This window comes from Arthrobacter sp. RT-1, assembly GCF_003367205.1.
GTDB lineage: Bacteria > Actinomycetota > Actinomycetes > Actinomycetales > Micrococcaceae > Arthrobacter.
On record NZ_QRGQ01000050.1, the window covers coordinates 142638 to 160739 of the forward strand.

The following is an 18102-nucleotide window of genomic DNA, read 5'->3' on the forward strand; positions in this document are numbered from 1 at the left end:
AGGATGCGCTTCGAAGTGGGGGACCTTAGCAGGACCGATCGGCAACTGGTCCCCGCGGAGGCATCTGGCTTATTGCACCAGCGTGGCCCAAGCCTCCAGGAACTTGTCAGCCATGTAGGCGTGGCCGGCGGAGTTCGGGTGGGCGCCGTCAGCGTCGAATCCCGGGCTGTTGGCGGCTGTGAACCAACCCGACTCGAGGGCGTCAATGAATGGAGCGCCGGCAGCTGCGGCACCGGCGCGGACGGCGCTGTTCACGCCACGGAGTTCCTCCGCGAGGGGCTGGGGCGCCGACGGCCCAAGCACCACCACCTGGACGCCCGGCCAGAACCTGCGGGCGGCCTCGATGGTCTGAGCCGTGGCAGCAGTGACTTCTTCAGTATTGGCAATCTGGGAGTCGTTTTGTCCGCCCTGCAGAATCAGGACGTTGGGCACGAAGGCGGGGTTTGCGGCAATTTCCTGCAAGCGGACTTCGTACTCGCCGGCCAGCTGGTCCTGCTCGCCGCCGCCCCAGGCAAAACCGGTGCCGGACACGCCGTCAATGTTGGTCGGGTATCCGAGCTGCCCGGCAACGAGGTTCGCCCACCCCTGGTCCGGCTGGTCTGCACCAACACCGGCCGTGTACGAATCCCCCATAACAAGGAGGACGGGCTCGGCCGGCAGCTCAATCCCCGGTTGCGGCGCGGTGGCAGTAGCCGTGGGGGTGGGAGCCGGAAGTGTGGGAGCCGCAGACGCAGTAGCCGTCGCAGTGGCGGCCAACGTGGTCGAAGGGACAGGACCGGCCTCGTCCACGCCGCGCGGGCCCATCAGGGCGATCGCTGCCACCCCGAACGCGGCCACGGCCAGCACGAAAAGTGCGGCGTACTTGATCCACTCATACCTGCGCCCGCCGTTTCCCATCACCCGGCACATCTTACCGGCGGAAGCGAGCCCATCTGGGGAGCCGCCGGTTTAGAGCTCCGGCCTCCCAGGTGAACAACGAGCGAAGAGCCCTGCGGACAAGGGACTCGAAGCGGGGCTCTTCTCCTGCCTACGATGGCAGCACTGCTCAAAGGGTTAACCAACCGTAACCTTCCGGTCGTTCCTTCGCCGCGCAACAGCCATTACTGTCGACTCCACCATCCGGACAAAACGGAAAAGAGGCGACGATGAGCATCGACATCGAAATTGGTAGCAGCCTCAGCAACGAGGACGCGGCGCACTTTGCGGCCAAGACGGAAATCATCACCACAGCGATGCAGCGGGTACGGGAAGCGCACGCGGCGTACAGCTGGGCGTGGACAGACGAGATCCGCTGCCGGGGATGCAACGCCAGCCTCGACGTGCCTCTACTCGCCAGCACAAACGCCAACGCGGACAGGGCCTTTCAAGCACACCAGGCCGCCGAGCTGGATGCCCTGTTGGCTACCCGCGGCATCAGCCCGGTGAACCAATCCTGAAGGCTCCCTGAAACAGCTGTAGGCGTACGACGGCGGTGCGCGCCGCCGTCGTACGCCTCTAGTCAGGAGCGGACTGGCGGCGGGGGCTCGTCTGCAGGCACATCGGACCGCCATGGAGCGCGCCACTCTGCTGCCTCCCACCCGTCCATGATGTAGATCCGCTCGTGCGCAACCCGGTCGTCCCTGAATTCCAGGATGTTGACCGAGAACATCCAGGGGCCTCCGTCGTAGCTGATCAGGTTCTCCACGACCACCAGGTCGGCCCGGTGGCTGATTCTCCGGGTGTGGAATTTGAGCTTTGCCGGATACTGGCGCCGCCATTCGCGGAAGTTCTCCACGCCCTCGAAACGTTCCCCGGACTGGGGAAACTCCAGCACCGCGTCGTCGTGGTAGATCTCATGGGCGACGTCCTCGTCGTTGCCTGAGTACTCCCAGTGACGCCGCAGGGCCTGCATGAGGTCCGCCTCGTCGAGCATCACGCGCCTCCTTAAACCAGGGACTAATGGTAGCGCCGGGCTCCTTCTCGTGGACAGGGCTTCTCCCAAAGCCGACGGCGACGTTCACCCCGCCGATCTCAAACAGGATGAGCGGTAACGCCGCAGTAACGCCGCTGGAAGTAGTTGTGGGACATCGTTCTCCACGAACGTCAGGGCATCTGCCGTAACCCGGACAGAAAGCGAAGGGACAGAACCATGAGGAAGTTTGCGGGGCGCCTCGCGACTTTGGCCGTTGCTGCCACCGCACTGGTGGCCGGCTCCATAGCCGCGCCAGCAGCCGCACATGAATCCGAAACACTGGACTACGTAGCCTTCGGCGATTCCTACACGTCAGGCATCGGCGCGCCGAATGTCAGCGTCTCCCCGCTCTACCCCGTTAATCCGGCGCCGTGCTATCAGGCATCGCCGAGCTATGTGGACGTGCTGGATGACCGGCCCGACGTGGAACTGGCAGCCAACGCCGCCTGCGCCGGCTGGACCGCCGCGATGGTTCCCCTCCAGGTCGATGTCGCGTCGGCCGCCGGCCGGCTGAATGCTGAAACGGATCTGGTCACCATCACCGCCGGCGGCAACGACGTCGGCTTCCAGAGCATTCTCGAAGCCTGCCTGAAGCCCAGCCTGCTGCACGATTGCAAGCAGGCCGTCAAAGCTGGCGAAGCACTTGCTAGGACTGAGGTTCTGGCCGCCCTCACCAATGCCTACGCGGCCATTCGCGCCAAGGCCCCCAACGCGACGATCGTCGCGCTGGGATATCCGTACCAGTTCTCCCCGGAATTCGGCGACCAAACCTACATCACGGACGAGGCCGCCAAGGTCTTCAACAAGGGCACGGACACCTTGAACAAGGTCATCAGGAAGGCGGCCAGGCAGGTCTCCGGGACGGTGTACGTCGACGTCACCGACGAGTTCGACGGGCACGGCATCGGCTCGCCGGCACCCTGGATCCACTTGCCCGGAAGTGACGCCGGCTTCCACCCCACTGAAACCGGCTACGCCAAGGGATACTACCGGGCGGTCGTCCGCGAGGCGGGAATCCGGGCTTTGCAGCACTGACGTCTGAAGAGAACGCACGACGGCGATGGGCATTTCTGCCCATCGCCGTTCTTCGCCGTCTCCAGTACGTTCAACGGGTGAATGAAAACTCAGCTCCACCCATCCCCACCGCACCTGCCAGCTTTGGCGGACCGTACCAGGGAGGACAACAGGGCGGATACCAGCCGGGCGCCTATGGACACCCTCCTTATGCCACCGCCCCGGGGAAGTCCTTCGTGGTTACCTGGCTCCTCTCCCTCCTGCTGGGCGGCCTTGGTGTGGACCGCTTCTACCTCGGCAAGATCGGCACCGGTATCGCCAAGCTGCTGACCATGGGCGGCTTTGGCATCTGGTCCATCATCGACCTGATCATCATCCTGACCTGGAACATGCGGGACAAGAACGGGTTGCCGCTGGAGGGTTACCCGGAGAACAAGAAGACGGCCTGGATCATCACCGCCGCCGTCTGGCTCGTCGGGATGGTTGTCGGCATCCTGTACACCGTGATGTCCTTTGCCCTGGCCAACAGCGCCTTGGAGGAGCTGCGAAAATCCTCACCCGAGGTCACCCAGGCCGCCGATCCCCAGGTCAGCGAAGCGGCATCACAGCCCTCCGTTACCGCCGGTGATGACACCTCCTTCACCGTCACCGTCTCCGATGGGAACACCGTGAAGGTGGGCGTCATCGACGCCATCTACACTCAGGAGATTCCCGGGATGTCTTACATGAAGCCGGCAAACGGAGGCTTCCTCGCCATCAATGTCTCCTGGGAGACGCTGACCGGAACCAGCCTGGCCAGCTCCTCAAACTTCGAGGCCTACGACGCCGACGGCAACGAGGGCGAAGGAATTTACCTGGAGGACGGGCTTGACGGCCTGCCCACCGAGGAAGTCGCCGCCGGCGATGCACGCCAGGGCGTGGTGGTGTTCGACGTCAAGAAGGGCCCCACCACCATCGTGGTCACCGACGACTTTGGCGACAAGGCAGCCACGTTCACCCTGACTACCCAGTAATCGGCGGTGGTTGAGTTTGCCGAAACCCGCGGCCTGCGGCCGCGGGTTTTTACTTCAGTGCGAGGGCGTCACGCGCCGTTGCCTTAGGGCTCACCTTCCGCAGTGGCCGGGCGACACGCACTTTTGATCTCGCCGAGCGAAGAGGCTGGCGCTCCCCTTATCCGGGTAGCGCCAGCCTCTTTGCGTATCGAAATAACTTGCACACGTCCAAAACGACGGCAGCGGTTAGAGGCACGTAGTCCCGGGGCAGAGCTATGCCCCGTTCTCGAAAGTCTGCAAGTCCCGGGCTTTCTCGAGCATGCGGCGCAGCAAGTGATTGAGCCGGTCGACATCGCTGTCTGAGAGGTCGGCCAGGATAATCTCCTGTCCCCGCATCGAGATGGGCAGCATGGCATCGTGCATCTCCGCTCCCGCCTTGGTCAGATACATGGGCCTCGAGCCGCGAGGCCCATCGATCATCAAAAGGAGGTCACGCTTGAGCAGAGTATTCACACTCTTGGAGACGACCGCCTTATTGAGCCCAAGGAATTCCGTCACCTCCGTTGCGGATGCGCCGGGGCGGCTCGCTAGGGCCGAGATGACCCGCCAATCGTTGGTGCCAAGCCCGAAGTTCCGCCGCATCTCATGGGACTCCCGCCACACAAGGGAGTTGGAGAGCAGGTGAAGAAGCCTTGGCGTAAAGTTCTCCGGATCTATGGACACCTCAAGCGGATCCGTGACGGCTTCGGGTGGAGCGAGTGAACGCGGCCGTTCATCCTTTTCGGTGGTCATGACCCTCCTTCTGCCGAGTAAGGGCCGGTAGTGATGGATTGTCTCACGCAGGGTTCCCCGTCCTAGTGCCTGTCAAACGATTATGTCGTGAACCCGCCATGCGGGAATCCACTGCCAGGCAACAGTAACAAGTTTAACGGTGTACTTGTTTACAGGTAAACCACACTTTGTTAGTCTCATCACGTTGGAGCCGGAAAAGCGGCTCACTGACCACGATCGAGTCGATGAAAACGCCACGAGAAGGCGGTACATCGGCATCCGTGTCATTCAATGAGGAGGCATGAGATGAGCCAGTTAACGCTGCGGCGGGGTGAAAGCCCGCATACCGTCAAGGAATTGGAGGACCTCGCTTTTGAGCTGAGGTCGAAGCTGTTGCATTTGTGCGGCACGTACGAGGGTGCCGTGCATATCGGGGGTGACCTGTCCTCCGCGGATATTTTTACAGCGCTCTACCACTATGGGCTGCACGTCGACCCCGCGGACATCGGCAACCCTGGGCGGGACCGTTTCGTTCTGAGCAAGGGCCACGCGGCTGTCTGCATGTACATAGCAATGGCAATGCGGGGGTTCTTTTCCTACGAAGGAATTGTGGAGACCTACGGCCAACTTGATTCCGCGTACGGCATGCACCCGTGCAAAGTGCAGCTGCCTGGTGTGGAGTGCTCCACCGGGTCTCTCGGACACGGCCTGCCCCTGGCCGTCGGAATGGCCATGAGTGCTCGCGGCCGCAGTGAACCGCACCGAGTCTTCTGCCTGCTCGGTGACGGGGAGACCGGTGAAGGATCCGTCTGGGAGGCAGCAATGGCTGCCCGCAGCAACAAACTTGGCAATCTTGTTGCGTTCGTCGATCGGAACCGTCAGCTGATGACGAGTTTCGCGGAGGAACGTGTGGTCTTTGAGCCCTACCCGGACAAGTGGGCAGCTTTCGGTTGGAACGTGGTCACCATCGACGGGCACAACATGGCGGAACTGGTCGACGCGCTGGACGCCCTGCCTGCGAGCGACAGCAACCGACCTACCGTCGTCATTTGCGAGACCGTCAAAGGCAAAGGCGTCGATTTCATGGAGCGCAACCTTGCCTGGCACGCCGGCTCCCTTGGAGCTGCAGACCTGGACCGCGCCCTTGCAGCGCTTGAAGCATCCCGCGAAAAGGAGTCAGTCTGATGCCCGTCACATTCACCTTCGGAGAGATGCTCTCCGCACGATCCGTCATCGGGTCAACCCTTGCCGAACTCGGTGACGACTACAACAACCTTTGGGTGCTCACGCCCGACATCGGAGCCACACTGGTTGAATTCCGCGACAAGTTCCCGGAACGCTTTCTCGATGTTGGCCTCGCCGAACAGGCATGCGTCGGAATCGCCGCAGGCCTTGCTTATGACGGGAACATCCCGGTCGTCTCAGGCATGCTCCCCTTCCTCAGCATGCGCGCTCTTGAGCAAGTCCGTAGCGACATCTGCTACCCCAACCTCCCCGTAAAGATCATTGGTACGCATGGAGGGCTGGTCGGCAACGGGGGCTCAACCCACTACGCCGTCGAGGACCTCGCCCTGATGTGCGCCCTCACCAACATGACCGTTACCTCCATAGGCGACCCGCTGATGGTCGGTGAAATTATCCGCCAGTCGATGACGATGCAGGGGCCGATCTACATCCGGCTTGCCGTGGGCAAGAAGGACAAGGTTCTCTACGAGCCCGGCCAGCACGATGTGCGCATCGGCAAGGGAATTATCGCCCGCGAAGGCACAGAGGCCACAATCTTCACCCACGGGACCGTCGTCTCGCAGGCCCTGGACGCAGCGGAAGAACTGGCAAAGGACGGCCGTTCAGTACGGGTCGTTGACATGTTTACGCTCAAGCCGATCGACGAGGAACTTATCGTGCAATGCGCCGCGGAAACCGGCGGCAGGTTCGTCATCGTGGAGGATCACCTCTCGTACGGTGGTCTCGCCACGCGGGTAGCCGACGTCGTCGCCGACCGGAACATCCACCTTTCTGCCTTCGAGCGGCTCGGAATCCCACAGGTCTACGCGGGTTTCGGGGACGACGAGGAGCTACGCAACAAACACGGCTACGGACTTGAGGCGACGATCGCCGCCACCAGGCGCGTTATCGCCGCGCAGCCCTGATCAAAGAACCGGTTACGCGCTCAACGGAGAGACTTATGAAAACAGTAGCTGTCACCAAAATAGGGAGCCTCCGCGATCCCGACGAGCAGGTCCGCGGCCGAATCGGTCTCGTCGACTTCCCGGAGCCGCCACTGGGACCTGAGGATGTCAGGATCCGAGTCGCATATTCGGCCATCTGCGGCTCAGATCCCCACCTCGCGGAAGGCTTCTTTGGCACGGATGTGCCGATTGGGCTCGGTCATGAGCTATCCGGGGTGATCGAGGCCCTGGGAGAGAGGGCGCATCGCAACGGACTTAACGTCGGCGACAGGGTCGCTGGCAACTTCCTGCGGTTCTGCGGTACCTGCACACCCTGCCGTGGCGGGCAACAGCAGTTCTGCGAGCACATTCAGGAGTACAACCGGCCCGGCATGGCCGAGACAGTCACCTGGCATGAGTCACAGGTCTACAAGCTGCCTGAGAATGTTTCCTTATTGAAGGGCTGCTTGCTTGAACCCGCCTCCGTTGCAGTACGGATTGCCGACAAGACCAATATCAAGGTCGGCGACCGCGTTGCCATCTGCGGCGGTGGTCCCATCGGACAACTCGCCCTGCAAGTACTGAAAATGAACGGCGCCACTTCGCTGACCCTCATTGAACCCATCGCGGAGAGGCGGGAGGCGGCGCTCCGCCACGGTGCCGACGTCGTGATCGACCCGGTCAGCGAAGACCAATACCAGCGCACGGACAAGATCACTGGTGGCCGGGGGTTCGATGTGGTCATTGACGCATCCGGATCGGCCCGCGCCGTGCGCGGCCTCCTCGACATCGCTGCCAAGGGGGCAACCGTCGTCTACGGCGCGATGTATCCGCACGACTTCGAGATGCCCCTTAACCTCTCGAAGCACCTCTATCTCAAGGAACTTACCCTGACCGGGGTCTTCGTGTCCCCGTACGCATTCCCGCGGGCGCTGCAGATCCTGCCGTATCTCGAGGTGGACGAGCTGACCAGGATGGTTTTTGACCTCGACGACGCAGAGGCCGCCTTCGCCATGCACGTTAGCGGCAAACACGCGAAAGTAGTCATCCGGTGCAACCCCATTGATGATGGAGGACAGGCGTCATGACCATCCTGAATCCGCCTCAGACCGAGACGGCCCTACTGGAGCCTGCAGCTGCCCTGGAGGCGCGAAACATCGTCAAACGCTTTGACGGCGTGCACGCTCTCAATGGCGTCCGCCTCTCCGTCCGGCCGGGTGAGATTCACGCGTTGCTTGGCGAAAATGGTGCGGGCAAATCGACACTCATCAAGATCCTGACAGGGTTGTACACCCCTGACTCCGGGCAGATCCTCCGCAACGGAGAAGAGCTTGAGTTCGGAAACGTCCGGGATGCCCACAAAGAAGGCGTCGTAGCCCTCTACCAGGAGCTCTCGATCGTACCCACGATCAGCGTGGCGGAGAACATCCTGCTCGGTGAGCAGACACCAAGCCGGGGCGGCGTAGTCAACTGGCGTGCCCTTCGGAACCGCGCCAAGGAGCAGCTCGACCGGTTGAATCAGCGCATACCCCTTGGCAAGCTCGCAGGCAGCCTCTCACCGGTCCAGCAGACCATGGTGGCCGTCGCCCGTGCGCTGGCGACCGACGCCCGGGTGCTGATTTTGGACGAACCCACAGCGGCGCTCACTGATCTTGAAATAACCGACCTTTTCGCGGTGCTCCGGGCCCTGCGTGCCGAAGGAGTCGCCATTGTCTACGTTTCGCACCGCCTCGAGGAGGTTTTCGAACTGTGCGACCGCCTCACCGTCATGCGCAACGGCGAGACCATCATTACCAAACCAGTCGTTGAGACCACCGTCAACGAGGTCATTTCCACAATGGTTGGCCGTCCGGCGGGTGAGCTCTTCCCGGAGCGCAGCACCGCGACCGACCAGGTGGTCCTCTCCGTCGAGGGCCTGAACGGGCGCCGGGTCAAAGACGTTTCCTTTCAGGCACGCGCCGGAGAGGTCCTCGGCATCGGGGGTTTGGCCGGTTCCGGCCGCAGCGAGCTGCTGCGGCTTCTCGCCGGCGCCCAAAAGCACTCCTCGGGAACGATCGAAGTCGCCGGCCAACTCCTGCCGCGCGCCTTCGGCGTCGGGCAAGCCCTGGAAGCCGGAATAGCCCTCGTCCCCGAGGAACGACGCAGCCAGGGCGTCATCCTGAGCGCTCCTATCCGGGACAACATTGCGATCGCCAACCTCAAGGCGGTGAGCTCGCTGGGTTGGGTATCCGGCCGAAAGATCTCAAACCTCTCCCGGCAGGGGCTCACCGACCTGAGGATTAAGGCCCGCGGACCGGGCCAGGCCGTCGGTCAGCTCTCCGGCGGCAATCAGCAGAAAGTGGTGCTGGCCAAGATGCTCGCCCGCAAACCCAAGGTGCTCTTGATGGACGAGCCAACCCGCGGCATCGATGTGGGCACCAAAGCCGAAATCTACCGCCTCATCCGCGAGTTGGTTGCCGGCGGCACCACCGTCGTAGCCGTCAGCTCAGAGCTGCCCGAGCTCATCGGAATGTCCGACCGCATCATCATCATGCACGAGGGCCGGATTTCCGGTGAAGTGCCGGCCGCCAGCGCCGACGACGAACTACTCCTCTCCTACTGCTACGGAAGGGTCGACTGACATGACCAAAACCGACACGCTCTCGCCGGCGACAGCTTTGCCCACACGCGAGCAAAACCCCCTCTTTCAGCTCTTCCGGCAGGGCGGCACCGTTGTCGCCCTGATCCTGCTCATCGCTTTTTTCACGTTGATGCGGCCGGAAGTGTTCCTCAGCTTCGGTAACGTGCGGAACATCTTCGAGCAGATCGCCATTCTCACGATCATCGCCGTGGGACAAACCACCGTGATGGTTGTTGGCGACTTCGACCTCTCAGTGGGCACGAACGCCACGCTTTCAGGCGCAACAGCAGCAGCTTTAATGATCGGAGGAACCCCGGTTCCCCTGGCAATCATCGCGGGGCTGTGTGTCGGAATCCTCGTGGGCATGGTGAACGGTTTCCTCGTCGCCTTCCTCAAGCTCTCCGCATTCGTGGCCACCCTGGCAACGATGACGACGGTGGGCGGCTTGGCCTTCCTCGTCACCAGTGGAACGACGCTCTACGGAATGCCGGAAGACTTCTTTGTCATCGGCCAGGGCAGGCCACTTGGAATCCCTCTCCCCATCTTCTTTGCGGTGGCTGTGGGCCTCATTTTGTGGCTGGTCCTGCGGTTCACCACCCTGGGCCGCCGGTGGTATGCCGTAGGCGGCAACGCTGAGGTTGCAAGGCTTTCCGGCGTGAACGTGCAGTGGACCCGCTTCCTGGCCTTCGTCATCGCCGGTCTGGCGTCCGCGATCGGCGGCATCATCCTGGTCAGCCGCCTGGGCAGCGCGAGCTCGGCAAGCGCGAACAACTACATGATGCTTGCAGTAGCGGCCGTCTTCCTGGGCATGACCATCCTGAAATCCGGACAAGCGAATGTCGGCGGCACCCTCGTGGGCGTCGGCATCATCGGAGTCATGAGCAACGGCCTGAACATCATCGGCGTGAACACCTACATCCAGCAAGTACTCACCGGGCTCATCATCATCGCGGCCGTCACCCTCTCAGCGCTCAAAGCCCGTGACGCGTAGCGCAGCAGCATCACCAACCAGCACGACAACTACCGCCCTGATCCAACCACGCATTCAAACAAAGGAGTAGATGATGCGTAAGACAATGACTGCCCTCGCCGGACTGGCGATGGCTTCGGCAATGGCACTTTCCGGCTGTTCCGGTCCGGCCGCAGGAGATTCGGACACGTTCACCGTGGCCGCCTTCACCGCCGGCTATGGCACCCCCGTTGGCAAATCCACAGTCGACGCCTTCGTCCAAAAGGGCAAGGAGCGCGGCTGGGACGTACGACTGTATACAAGCGAATTCGACTACGACAAGATCAACACCGATGTCACGGGCGCAATAACCCAAGGCGTGGACGCAATTTTCGCCGGATTCCCGGACCCCCGCCAAATTGCACCGCTGGCAAACGCCGCGAAGGCCGCGGACATTCCCATCTTTTCCATTGACGGCGGCGTAGAGCCCAACGACGACTTCGTAGTTGACGCGACGACGAATCAGCAACAAATAGCCGACCTCACCGTGGGTTCCCTCGAGAAGGCCATGGGAAGCCTGAAGGGCAAGAATGTCATGGTCATCGGTCACGACCCGCACGTCGGAATCATGACCCGCAGCCACATGGCGGAAGACCTTCTAAAGTCTGCCGGCGCGAACATTGCCGGCGGCGAAATCAAGCAGATCCTGAACCCCGGAACGTCGCAGGAAGAAGCGCTGAAATTCGTCACCGACTACCTCCAGGCCAACCCGGACGGGCTTGACGGCGTATGGGTGGGTTTTGACCACGCCGCACTGGGCGCCGTGCAAGCCCTCAACGAGGCAGGCCGCCAGGACACCCCCGTAACCGGCGTCGACGCGGTAGGCATCGCCCTCGCGGAGATTAAAAAGAACGGCCCCTTCTACGCGACGGTGGTGCAGGACTGGCCGCTGGTTCTCAACCTGGTCATGGATGACATGACGGCCTACGAGAAAACGGGCGCCAAACCGGCCAAGAACTTCATCGAGACCGACGTCACCCTGGTTGACCGCACCAACGTCAACGACATCAAGCCGACCGACTGACACGTTCGCCCGGGGCTGGTAAAGCCGGCCCCGGGCACTGCACAGGCAAACCACCAGCAATCAGAGAGAGAACAATCATGCGTTTGGAAGGCAAAGTAGCCATCATCACCGGCGGAGCCAGCGGCATCGGCCGGGCCACCGTACACAAGTTCGTCCGCGAGGGCGCCCGGGTGTTGGTCGCCGACCTCAATATGGAACAGGCGGAAAAGGTCGTGGCCGAGGTAACGGCAGCCGGGTTCGAGGGTGCCGCCGCGGCGGCACAACTAGACGTGTCGCAGTTCTCCGAGGTTGAAGCCACTGTTGCCCGTGCCGTGGAACTGTTCGGCGGACTCGACATTATCTTCAACAACGCGGGCATTGCAGGCGGCAGGCCGCTGCTCGACCACGACCCGTCGCGCGATTACGCGCCCATGATCCGCATCGACCAGGACGGCGTCTACCACGGCATCCTCGCAGCGGGCCGCCAGTTCCGTGACCAGGGCAGGGGCGGGGTCATCATCAACACCTCATCGATCTACGGCGAGCAGGCCGCAGAGCTGTCCTTCTCGTACAGCGCTGCGAAGGCCGCCGTCATCTCCTTCACCCGTTCGGCGGCATACGAGCTCGCCGAATACGGGGTACGTTCGGTGGCAATCACCCCTGGAAGGGTCGGAACCCCGATCATTAACCAGTTCAGCGATGAGTTGAGGCGTACGTTCGCAACCGAGCAGATGCGCGGCGTTCTGACCGAACCCGACGAGATTGCCGATGTCGTCGCTTTCCTCGCGTCCGACGAAGCCAACGCGATCAACGGAACCGTGGTGCACGTCGACGACGGATACTCCAGCTTTAAACAGCGTCTCGATCTGCCCACGTTCTAGGGAGACGGATGATGTACGCCGATCTGGATGTGGCCTGTCACCTGAACATCTTCGCGCCCGGTCTTTCCTCGAAGCAGCTGCCCGCGGCACTGGATGCAATGGCCGCCGCCGGCTACCGGCGGGTTGTTTTGCCGCCACTGAACCCGGACGACGTTGACGTGCCAGCACTCCGTGGGCTCCTGGCGGGCCGTGGCTTGGCTCCGATCACCATGGTAGGCCAGAGCCCTGATGCGGACGTCTCCTCACCACATGTAGACGTGCGGCAAGCCGGAGCCGCCCTCCTTCGGAGGACGCTGGATCTGACCGTCGCCCTCGGTGCAGACCAGATGAACGGGGTGCCCTACGGCATTTTCGGCCATCCGACTGGCCCCACTGGGCGTGATGTCTTCGAAAGGTCGGCGGCTGAGGTGGGAACCATCGCCGACGAGGCTCACGGTCGCGGTGTACTCATGACCTTCGAAGTCCTAAACCGCTACGAAACCTCCGTGGTCAACACTGCCGCCCAGGCAATGGAATACGTCGCCGCAAGCGGCTCCGAGCACCTTTGGATCCATTTGGACACCTTTCACATGGCCATCGAAGAAGCCGACGCGTCTGCGGCAATCCGTACAGCTATGCCCCGGCTCGGCTACCTCGAGTTGGGCCAGTCCGGACGAGGTCTATTGTCCTCAGGTGCGGTGGACATAGCCGGCGTCGTCTGCCAGGCCCTGGAAGACGGCTACGAGGGAAGGTGGGGCATCGAGGCGTTCTCGCGCTCCACCCTCGGCCTCCCGGCGTCCGACATGCTCTCCATCTGGCGGAGCCCCTACCAACGCGCTGCAGCCCTCTCCGCGGATGCAGCCGCCACAATCGACACGGGCTGGGCGGCGAAGAGCGCCGCCCGCGTCTGAACAACAACCAAACGAATACACCGAAAGGCAGGAACATGACTACGACCTTGGAAACCCGTGGCAGCCTCATTGACGAGGCAACTTTCGCGGGCAAGATCTACATCGACGGCAAGTGGGTCACGGGCGCTGCAGGCGAAATTGCCTCAATCGAGCCCGCCACCGGGAACACCCTCGCGATGGTTGGCCTTGCCGGTCCAGAGGATGTGGCACTGGCCGCGGAGGGAGCCGCAATGGCACAGAAGGAGTGGGCGGCCACACCCCATCCTGTCCGCGCCGCTGTGCTGCGGCGGGCCGGACAGTTGTGGGAGGAGCACACCGAGGAGATCGCGGGTTGGAACATACGCGAGGTCGGGGCCATTCCCCCACTGGCGGCATTCGCCCTCCACGTCACTGCTGCTGAGTGCTATGAAGCTTCTGCTCTTCCCTCCGCACCGCGGGGTGCAGTCCTTTCGAGCGAGCAGCCCCGCCTCTCCCTCACCGAGCAGGTTCCAGTAGGCGTCGTAGGCGTGATCTCGCCCTTCAACGTTCCACTGATCCTCGGCATCCGCGCTGTCGCGCCGGCACTTGCGCTGGGCAATGCCGTGTTGCTGAAACCGGACCCCCGCACGATCATCACCGGCGGGGTATCCATGGTGCGCATCTTTGAGGAAGCCGGACTGCCTCCGGGCCTGCTTCAACTCATCCCCGGCGGCGCCGACGTCGGTGAGTCTATGGTCGCGGATCCTCGCGTCCGCGTCATCGCCTTCACCGGTTCCACGCGCGCCGGGCGTATTGTTGGCGAGCTGGCCGGCAGGCACCTCACCCGCGCCCACCTCGAACTCGGAGGCAATTCAGCGTTCGTTGTACGCCACGATGCCGACGTGGACAAAGCCGTCAACCTCGCCACTTGGGGGTCCTTCCTGCACCAGGGACAGATCTGCATGACAGTGGGGCGCCACCTCGTGCATGAGTCCCTGTTCGAGGAGTACGTTTCCAAACTGGCGGCAAAGGCGGAAACTATGCACGTCGGAGATCCGGCCGCCGGACCGGCGCACCTCGGTCCGCTGATCGACGAAGTGCAGCGGGACCGTGTGCACGCGTTGGTTCAGGATGCTGTTGCACAGGGGGCTGTTCTTCGTGCGGGAGGCACTTACGAGGAACTGTTCTACCGGCCGACCGTTCTGGCCAATCCACCCCATGACGTAGCCGCCTATTGCGACGAAGTTTTCGGCCCGGTCGCCTCGGTAGTGCCGTTCTCCTCGGACGACGAGGCCGTTGAACTTGCCGCCGACACCGACTTCGGGCTTTCGCTGGGCATCGTGACGGCTGATGCGATGGCGGCGCTCGAAATGGCGCGCCGCATCCCGACGGGCATCGTGCACATCAACGACCAGACGGTCAACGATGAAGCGAATACACCCTTCGGAGGCGTCGGCGCTTCAGGCACCGGTTCCCGCCACGGTGGGGCGCAGGCGAGCATCGATGCGTTCACCGAGACGCGCTGGATCACCATGCGCCGGGAGCCTGGGTCCTACCCGCTGTGACGGGCTCATCCCTGGACCGCAACGCCGAGAGGGATAAGACATGACTGCGACCATGCCCCTGCCGGGGCACATCGTGGGGGGCAGCTTTGGAACAACACGCGCGGAGCCGGACAGCGGAAGCGGAGCGGCAGGCTCCCGTAGTTCCGGCCCGCACGTCCAGGCTTACCCCCGGGTGGTCACCCTGACACCCGCACCCTCAATTGACAGGGTGTACTTCCTTGAACGCGTCCGGGAAGGCCATGTCAACAGGGCCAAGAGCGTAACCACCTATCTTGCCGGAAACGGTGTCAACGTAGCCAGGAGCCTTCACTTGGCCGGGAACGCAGTGTCTGCCGTGCTCCCGGCGGGCAACAACGGAACCTCCACAAGCGATGCCGACGATGGGCTTGGGCTGGTGATGTGTCGGGTGGAAGTGGAGCAGCCGGTACGAACAAATGTGATCCTTGTCGACGAATCGGGCACGACAACGAACATCAATGCGCTCCCGGCCCCCCTGGCTCCGGTCCAGTGGACGCGGTTATGTGAGGCAGCTACGGCCGAAATCGAAAGGATCGGCGCGGACTGGTTTGTCCTCGGCGGTGCCTTGCCCATCAACACGGCTACCGGGCAGCCGGTCGACATACGGCCTCTTCTCCACGCGGTGCGTTCCCTTGGGGTCGCCATCTGCCTGGACACTCCCGTTGGCGGCGCTGTGGCAGGCTGGTCCAAAGAATGCCAACCCAATCTGGTGAAGCCCAATGCCGAGGAACTGGCCAGCCTGGCCGGGATGAGTGTGCGGTCACTGCAGGACGCAGTCGAGGCAGCCACGCTCATAAGGGCGCGCGGAGTCGAGACGGTCCTGGCCAGCCTTGGACCGGATGGGATTCTTGAAGTCAGCGGCCGGGGAACCTTTTGGGCACACGGGCCCCATGCGCAGGTGGTCAACACGACGGGTGCGGGCGATGCTGCGCTGGCGGGCTACCTCAGCGTCGCCCGTCGTGACAGCCACGTGCCGGGGTGGCCTCATGATGCGTTGCGGCGCGCCGTCTCATGGGGAGCCCTGGCGGTGCAGCAAGCGACCACCATACTTCCGCACATCATCACGAACCCCCGCGGTGTCCAGATAACGTCACCTGAGCGGGACCGCCAGCTCACCTGAGCCAGTAGCATCCAGAAAACAAACCGGGGCCGCCCCCCGTCATTGGCGACGGGATGCCCCTAAACGGAGGAAATATGCGATGACTACCGTCCAGTCCATGAGTTCGACCATCAACAAATTGCTCGACTGCCGCAAGGGGGAATGTGGCCTCTACGAGGTGCGCGTCCTGCAACTCGACGGCGCCCTCGACCACCGCGGGTTCTACAGCCAACGCCAAAAGAACTCTGCCGCAAAAATATGTTGCTGCGTTTCCCGGGTTGTTGCACCAAGACGGTTCACAGGCTGGTACGCAGACCATCCCAAGCCGGGCAGTAGTAACGATTGAGGTGGCCTGACCGCGGCAGTGCACAGTGCACCGTGTTGCAAGCGTGAAGGCGCAGCAGGGCCCGCCGGCACGAAGCTCATACGATGGCGGCATGCGCCATTGCCCTGGGGCTCACCTTTCAGGACCGGCCGGGCGACACGCAATTTTGATCTCGACGCGCAAAAAAGCTGACGCTCCCCTTATTCGGGTAGCGCCAGCCTCTTTGCGCGTCGGCGGTGCGTATGTGCATCGAGAATGACGTCAGGGTTTAGACGTCAGGATCGAGGCGCATTGCGGGTTAAATGTCGGCGAGGAGGGTGGTCGGGTTTTCGATGGCGTCGGCCACGAAGCGGAGGAAGCCGGCGGCAGTCCCACCGTCGCAGACGCGGTGGTCGAAGGTCAGCGTCAGCTCGGTGACCTTGCGGACGGCCAGCTCGCCGTTCACCACCCACGGTTTGTCGATGATGCGGCCCACGCCCAGGATGGCCACCTCGGGGTGGTTGATGATCGCCGCCGAGCCGTCCACGCCGAACACTCCGTAGTTGTTCAGCGTGAACGTACCGCTGCCCAGTTCGGTGGGAGTTGCCTTGCCCTGGCGGGCGACGTCGGTCAGTCGGCGGATCTCGGCGTCCAGTTCGCGAGCACTGAGCTTTTCGGCGGAGCGGACCGACGGCACCACGAGTCCCCGGTCCGTCTGGGCGGCGATGCCGAGGTTGATTCCGTCGAAACCGACGATCTCCTGCGACCCGTCCTGTGCCGTCTCGATGCGCGTGTTCAGCTCCGGGTACTTCTTGAGCCCAGCGGTGACAAAGCGGGCAATGAACGCGAGCAAGCCGGGGACTTCGGAGCCGCCGGCTTTGAGTTCCTTGCGAAGCTCAACGAGGGCAGTAGCGTCGACGTCTACCCACACAGTTGCCTCGGGGATTTCCGAGCGGCTGCGGGACATGTTGGCAGCCACGGCTTTGCGTACTCCTCGAACCGGTGTGCGCGAGGAGACGGCCAGGCCGGTGCGGGCGTCTGTGCTGCCCTTGGTTTCGCTCCCCACCCGCTCCCTAACCTCGCTAGCTCGGCCAGGGAACCCTGCGGTCGTGGCCCCAGGCTCAACCACCGGGCTCGGCTCAACCACCGCCGGGTGGATGGCCGCTTCGACGTCCTTGCGCATGATCAGTCCGCCGTCGCCGGAGCCGGGGATTTCGCCGAGGTCGACGCCGTGCTCCCGCGCCATCCGCCGGACCAGCGGGGAAATCACCGCGCCGAGCTTGCCGGGGACGCGGGTGCGCAGGAGGGAAAGGTCGTCCTCTTTGGTTTCCTTGGTTTCGACAGGCTCAACCACCGCAACTGATGACTTGGGCGCCCGGGTGCGTCGGGCAACACCATGACCGCCCGGGGTTCCGTACCCAATCAAGACATTCCCCGATCCCGCTTTCTCCTCTTCCCGGTAGGTCTCGGCTTCCGCCTCAGCAACTGCCGACGCGGATGATGCCGCCCCGGGAGTGGCATCGGGCCTGTCGGAGCCGGACGGCATGCTGCTTGCAGCATTGCCGTCCGGCGCAGGGGCGGGGGCGGCATCATCTGCGGCGTTGCCCAGCTCAGCCAAGGGCGTCACCGAGATCAGCGGCTTCCCCACGTCCAGGGTCTCCCCCGGCTGCCCGTGCAGCTCCGCAACAACTCCGGCATACGGCGACGGCACCTCAACAGTGGACTTCGCCGTCTCCACCTCCGCGATCGGCTGGTCCACGGTAATAGTGTCACCAACCGAAACGTGCCAGGACACCAGCTCCGCTTCGGTCAGCCCCTCACCCAGGTCCGGCAACAAAAACACGCGTGCTTCACTCATG

At 63.1% G+C, this 18102-nt stretch carries 18 protein-coding genes; 14 read left to right on the forward strand and 4 right to left on the reverse strand.

Annotated elements, in window-relative coordinates:
• Positions 1-69 precede the first annotated feature (69 nt).
• A complete protein-coding gene (locus tag DXK94_RS20940; protein WP_115526414.1) occupies positions 70-897 on the reverse strand; it encodes an SGNH/GDSL hydrolase family protein in 828 nt (275 codons plus the stop codon).
• A 248-nt stretch (positions 898-1145) separates the two neighbouring features.
• Between DXK94_RS20940 and DXK94_RS20945 the strand changes: the two genes are divergently transcribed.
• Complete coding sequence (locus DXK94_RS20945) at positions 1146-1436, forward strand: hypothetical protein (protein WP_115526415.1); 291 nt, start codon at positions 1146-1148, stop codon at positions 1434-1436.
• 62 nt (positions 1437-1498) lie between these two features.
• Here the strand turns inward: DXK94_RS20945 and DXK94_RS20950 are convergent, their stop codons facing one another.
• Complete coding sequence (locus DXK94_RS20950) at positions 1499-1912, reverse strand: nuclear transport factor 2 family protein (protein WP_115526416.1); 414 nt, start codon at positions 1910-1912, stop codon at positions 1499-1501.
• A gap of 216 nt (positions 1913-2128) precedes the next feature.
• Between DXK94_RS20950 and DXK94_RS20955 the strand changes: the two genes are divergently transcribed.
• Positions 2129-2986 (forward strand): SGNH/GDSL hydrolase family protein, encoded by an 858-nt coding sequence (locus tag DXK94_RS20955; protein ID WP_115526417.1) that lies wholly within the window; start codon positions 2129-2131, stop codon positions 2984-2986.
• Between the two features lie 77 nt (positions 2987-3063).
• Positions 3064-3978 (forward strand): TM2 domain-containing protein, encoded by a 915-nt coding sequence (locus DXK94_RS20960; RefSeq protein WP_258868656.1) that lies wholly within the window; start codon positions 3064-3066, stop codon positions 3976-3978.
• 252 nt (positions 3979-4230) lie between these two features.
• Here the strand turns inward: DXK94_RS20960 and DXK94_RS20965 are convergent, their stop codons facing one another.
• On the reverse strand, positions 4231-4749 hold the full coding sequence (locus DXK94_RS20965; protein ID WP_115526419.1) for a MarR family winged helix-turn-helix transcriptional regulator: 519 nt from the start codon (positions 4747-4749) through the stop codon (positions 4231-4233).
• Between the two features lie 285 nt (positions 4750-5034).
• On the opposite strand from DXK94_RS20965, the gene DXK94_RS20970 reads away from it, so the two are divergent.
• From DXK94_RS20970 to DXK94_RS21020, 11 genes are all read left to right on the forward strand, one after another.
• Positions 5035-5913, forward strand: a complete 879-nt coding sequence (locus tag DXK94_RS20970; protein WP_115526420.1) for a transketolase — start codon at positions 5035-5037, stop codon at positions 5911-5913.
• On the forward strand, positions 5913-6878 hold the full coding sequence (locus DXK94_RS20975; RefSeq protein ID WP_115526421.1) for a transketolase family protein: 966 nt from the start codon (positions 5913-5915) through the stop codon (positions 6876-6878). The genes DXK94_RS20970 and DXK94_RS20975 overlap by 1 nt, the downstream gene beginning before the upstream one ends.
• A gap of 35 nt (positions 6879-6913) precedes the next feature.
• Positions 6914-7984, forward strand: coding sequence for a zinc-binding dehydrogenase (locus tag DXK94_RS20980; protein ID WP_115526422.1), 1071 nt, complete (start codon positions 6914-6916; stop codon positions 7982-7984).
• Positions 7981-9516 carry a sugar ABC transporter ATP-binding protein gene (locus DXK94_RS20985; protein WP_115526423.1) on the forward strand — a complete coding sequence of 512 codons (1536 nt, stop codon included), beginning with the start codon at positions 7981-7983 and terminating at the stop codon, positions 9514-9516. Before DXK94_RS20980 ends, DXK94_RS20985 begins: the two co-directional genes overlap by 4 nt.
• A 1-nt stretch (position 9517) precedes the next feature.
• Positions 9518-10507 (forward strand): ABC transporter permease, encoded by a 990-nt coding sequence (locus DXK94_RS20990; protein ID WP_115526424.1) that lies wholly within the window; start codon positions 9518-9520, stop codon positions 10505-10507.
• Positions 10508-10577: 70 nt separating this feature from the next.
• Positions 10578-11549: a sugar ABC transporter substrate-binding protein gene (locus tag DXK94_RS20995; protein WP_115526425.1), complete on the forward strand. Its 972-nt coding sequence runs from the start codon at positions 10578-10580 to the stop codon at positions 11547-11549.
• Positions 11550-11626: 77 nt separating this feature from the next.
• A complete protein-coding gene (locus tag DXK94_RS21000) occupies positions 11627-12409 on the forward strand; it encodes an SDR family NAD(P)-dependent oxidoreductase (RefSeq protein WP_115526426.1) in 783 nt (260 codons plus the stop codon).
• Between the two features lie 8 nt (positions 12410-12417).
• The gene (locus tag DXK94_RS21005; protein ID WP_115526427.1) at positions 12418-13299 is read left to right on the forward strand and encodes a sugar phosphate isomerase/epimerase; all 882 of its coding nucleotides are present in this window, start codon (positions 12418-12420) and stop codon (positions 13297-13299) included.
• Positions 13300-13334: 35 nt separating this feature from the next.
• Positions 13335-14822: a benzaldehyde dehydrogenase gene (locus DXK94_RS21010; protein ID WP_115526428.1), complete on the forward strand. Its 1488-nt coding sequence runs from the start codon at positions 13335-13337 to the stop codon at positions 14820-14822.
• Between the two features lie 40 nt (positions 14823-14862).
• Entirely contained in the window at positions 14863-15960 is a 1098-nt protein-coding gene (locus DXK94_RS21015; protein WP_258868657.1) for a 1-phosphofructokinase family hexose kinase, read from the forward strand.
• 97 nt (positions 15961-16057) lie between these two features.
• A complete protein-coding gene (locus tag DXK94_RS21020) occupies positions 16058-16285 on the forward strand; it encodes a hypothetical protein (RefSeq protein WP_181884900.1) in 228 nt (75 codons plus the stop codon).
• Positions 16286-16562: 277 nt separating this feature from the next.
• Here DXK94_RS21020 and DXK94_RS21025 read toward each other — a convergent pair whose 3' ends face one another.
• Positions 16563-18101, reverse strand: a complete 1539-nt coding sequence (locus tag DXK94_RS21025; RefSeq protein WP_115526429.1) for a dihydrolipoamide acetyltransferase family protein — start codon at positions 18099-18101, stop codon at positions 16563-16565.
• Position 18102: the final 1 nt, after the last annotated feature.

What these genes read in the sequence shown, in the direction of transcription:
- DXK94_RS21005 (WP_115526427.1), top strand. Translation starts at nt 12,418, where the DNA reads ATGATGTACGCCGATCTGGATGTGGCCTGTCACCTGAACATCTTCGCG.
- DXK94_RS21000 (WP_115526426.1), top strand. Translation starts at nt 11,627, where the DNA reads ATGCGTTTGGAAGGCAAAGTAGCCATCATCACCGGCGGAGCCAGCGGC.
- DXK94_RS20985 (WP_115526423.1), top strand. Translation starts at nt 7,981, where the DNA reads ATGACCATCCTGAATCCGCCTCAGACCGAGACGGCCCTACTGGAGCCT.
- DXK94_RS21015 (WP_258868657.1), top strand. Translation starts at nt 14,863, where the DNA reads ATGACTGCGACCATGCCCCTGCCGGGGCACATCGTGGGGGGCAGCTTT.
- DXK94_RS20970 (WP_115526420.1), top strand. Translation starts at nt 5,035, where the DNA reads ATGAGCCAGTTAACGCTGCGGCGGGGTGAAAGCCCGCATACCGTCAAG.
- DXK94_RS20975 (WP_115526421.1), top strand. Translation starts at nt 5,913, where the DNA reads ATGCCCGTCACATTCACCTTCGGAGAGATGCTCTCCGCACGATCCGTC.
- DXK94_RS21025 (WP_115526429.1), bottom strand. Translation starts at nt 18,101, where the DNA reads ATGAGTGAAGCACGCGTGTTTTTGTTGCCGGACCTGGGTGAGGGGCTG.
- DXK94_RS20945 (WP_115526415.1), top strand. Translation starts at nt 1,146, where the DNA reads ATGAGCATCGACATCGAAATTGGTAGCAGCCTCAGCAACGAGGACGCG.
- DXK94_RS20990 (WP_115526424.1), top strand. Translation starts at nt 9,518, where the DNA reads ATGACCAAAACCGACACGCTCTCGCCGGCGACAGCTTTGCCCACACGC.
- DXK94_RS20940 (WP_115526414.1), bottom strand. Translation starts at nt 897, where the DNA reads ATGGGAAACGGCGGGCGCAGGTATGAGTGGATCAAGTACGCCGCACTT.
- DXK94_RS20955 (WP_115526417.1), top strand. Translation starts at nt 2,129, where the DNA reads ATGAGGAAGTTTGCGGGGCGCCTCGCGACTTTGGCCGTTGCTGCCACC.
- DXK94_RS20965 (WP_115526419.1), bottom strand. Translation starts at nt 4,749, where the DNA reads ATGACCACCGAAAAGGATGAACGGCCGCGTTCACTCGCTCCACCCGAA.
- DXK94_RS20980 (WP_115526422.1), top strand. Translation starts at nt 6,914, where the DNA reads ATGAAAACAGTAGCTGTCACCAAAATAGGGAGCCTCCGCGATCCCGAC.
- DXK94_RS20995 (WP_115526425.1), top strand. Translation starts at nt 10,578, where the DNA reads ATGATGCGTAAGACAATGACTGCCCTCGCCGGACTGGCGATGGCTTCG.
- DXK94_RS21020 (WP_181884900.1), top strand. Translation starts at nt 16,058, where the DNA reads ATGAGTTCGACCATCAACAAATTGCTCGACTGCCGCAAGGGGGAATGT.
- DXK94_RS21010 (WP_115526428.1), top strand. Translation starts at nt 13,335, where the DNA reads ATGACTACGACCTTGGAAACCCGTGGCAGCCTCATTGACGAGGCAACT.
- DXK94_RS20950 (WP_115526416.1), bottom strand. Translation starts at nt 1,912, where the DNA reads ATGCTCGACGAGGCGGACCTCATGCAGGCCCTGCGGCGTCACTGGGAG.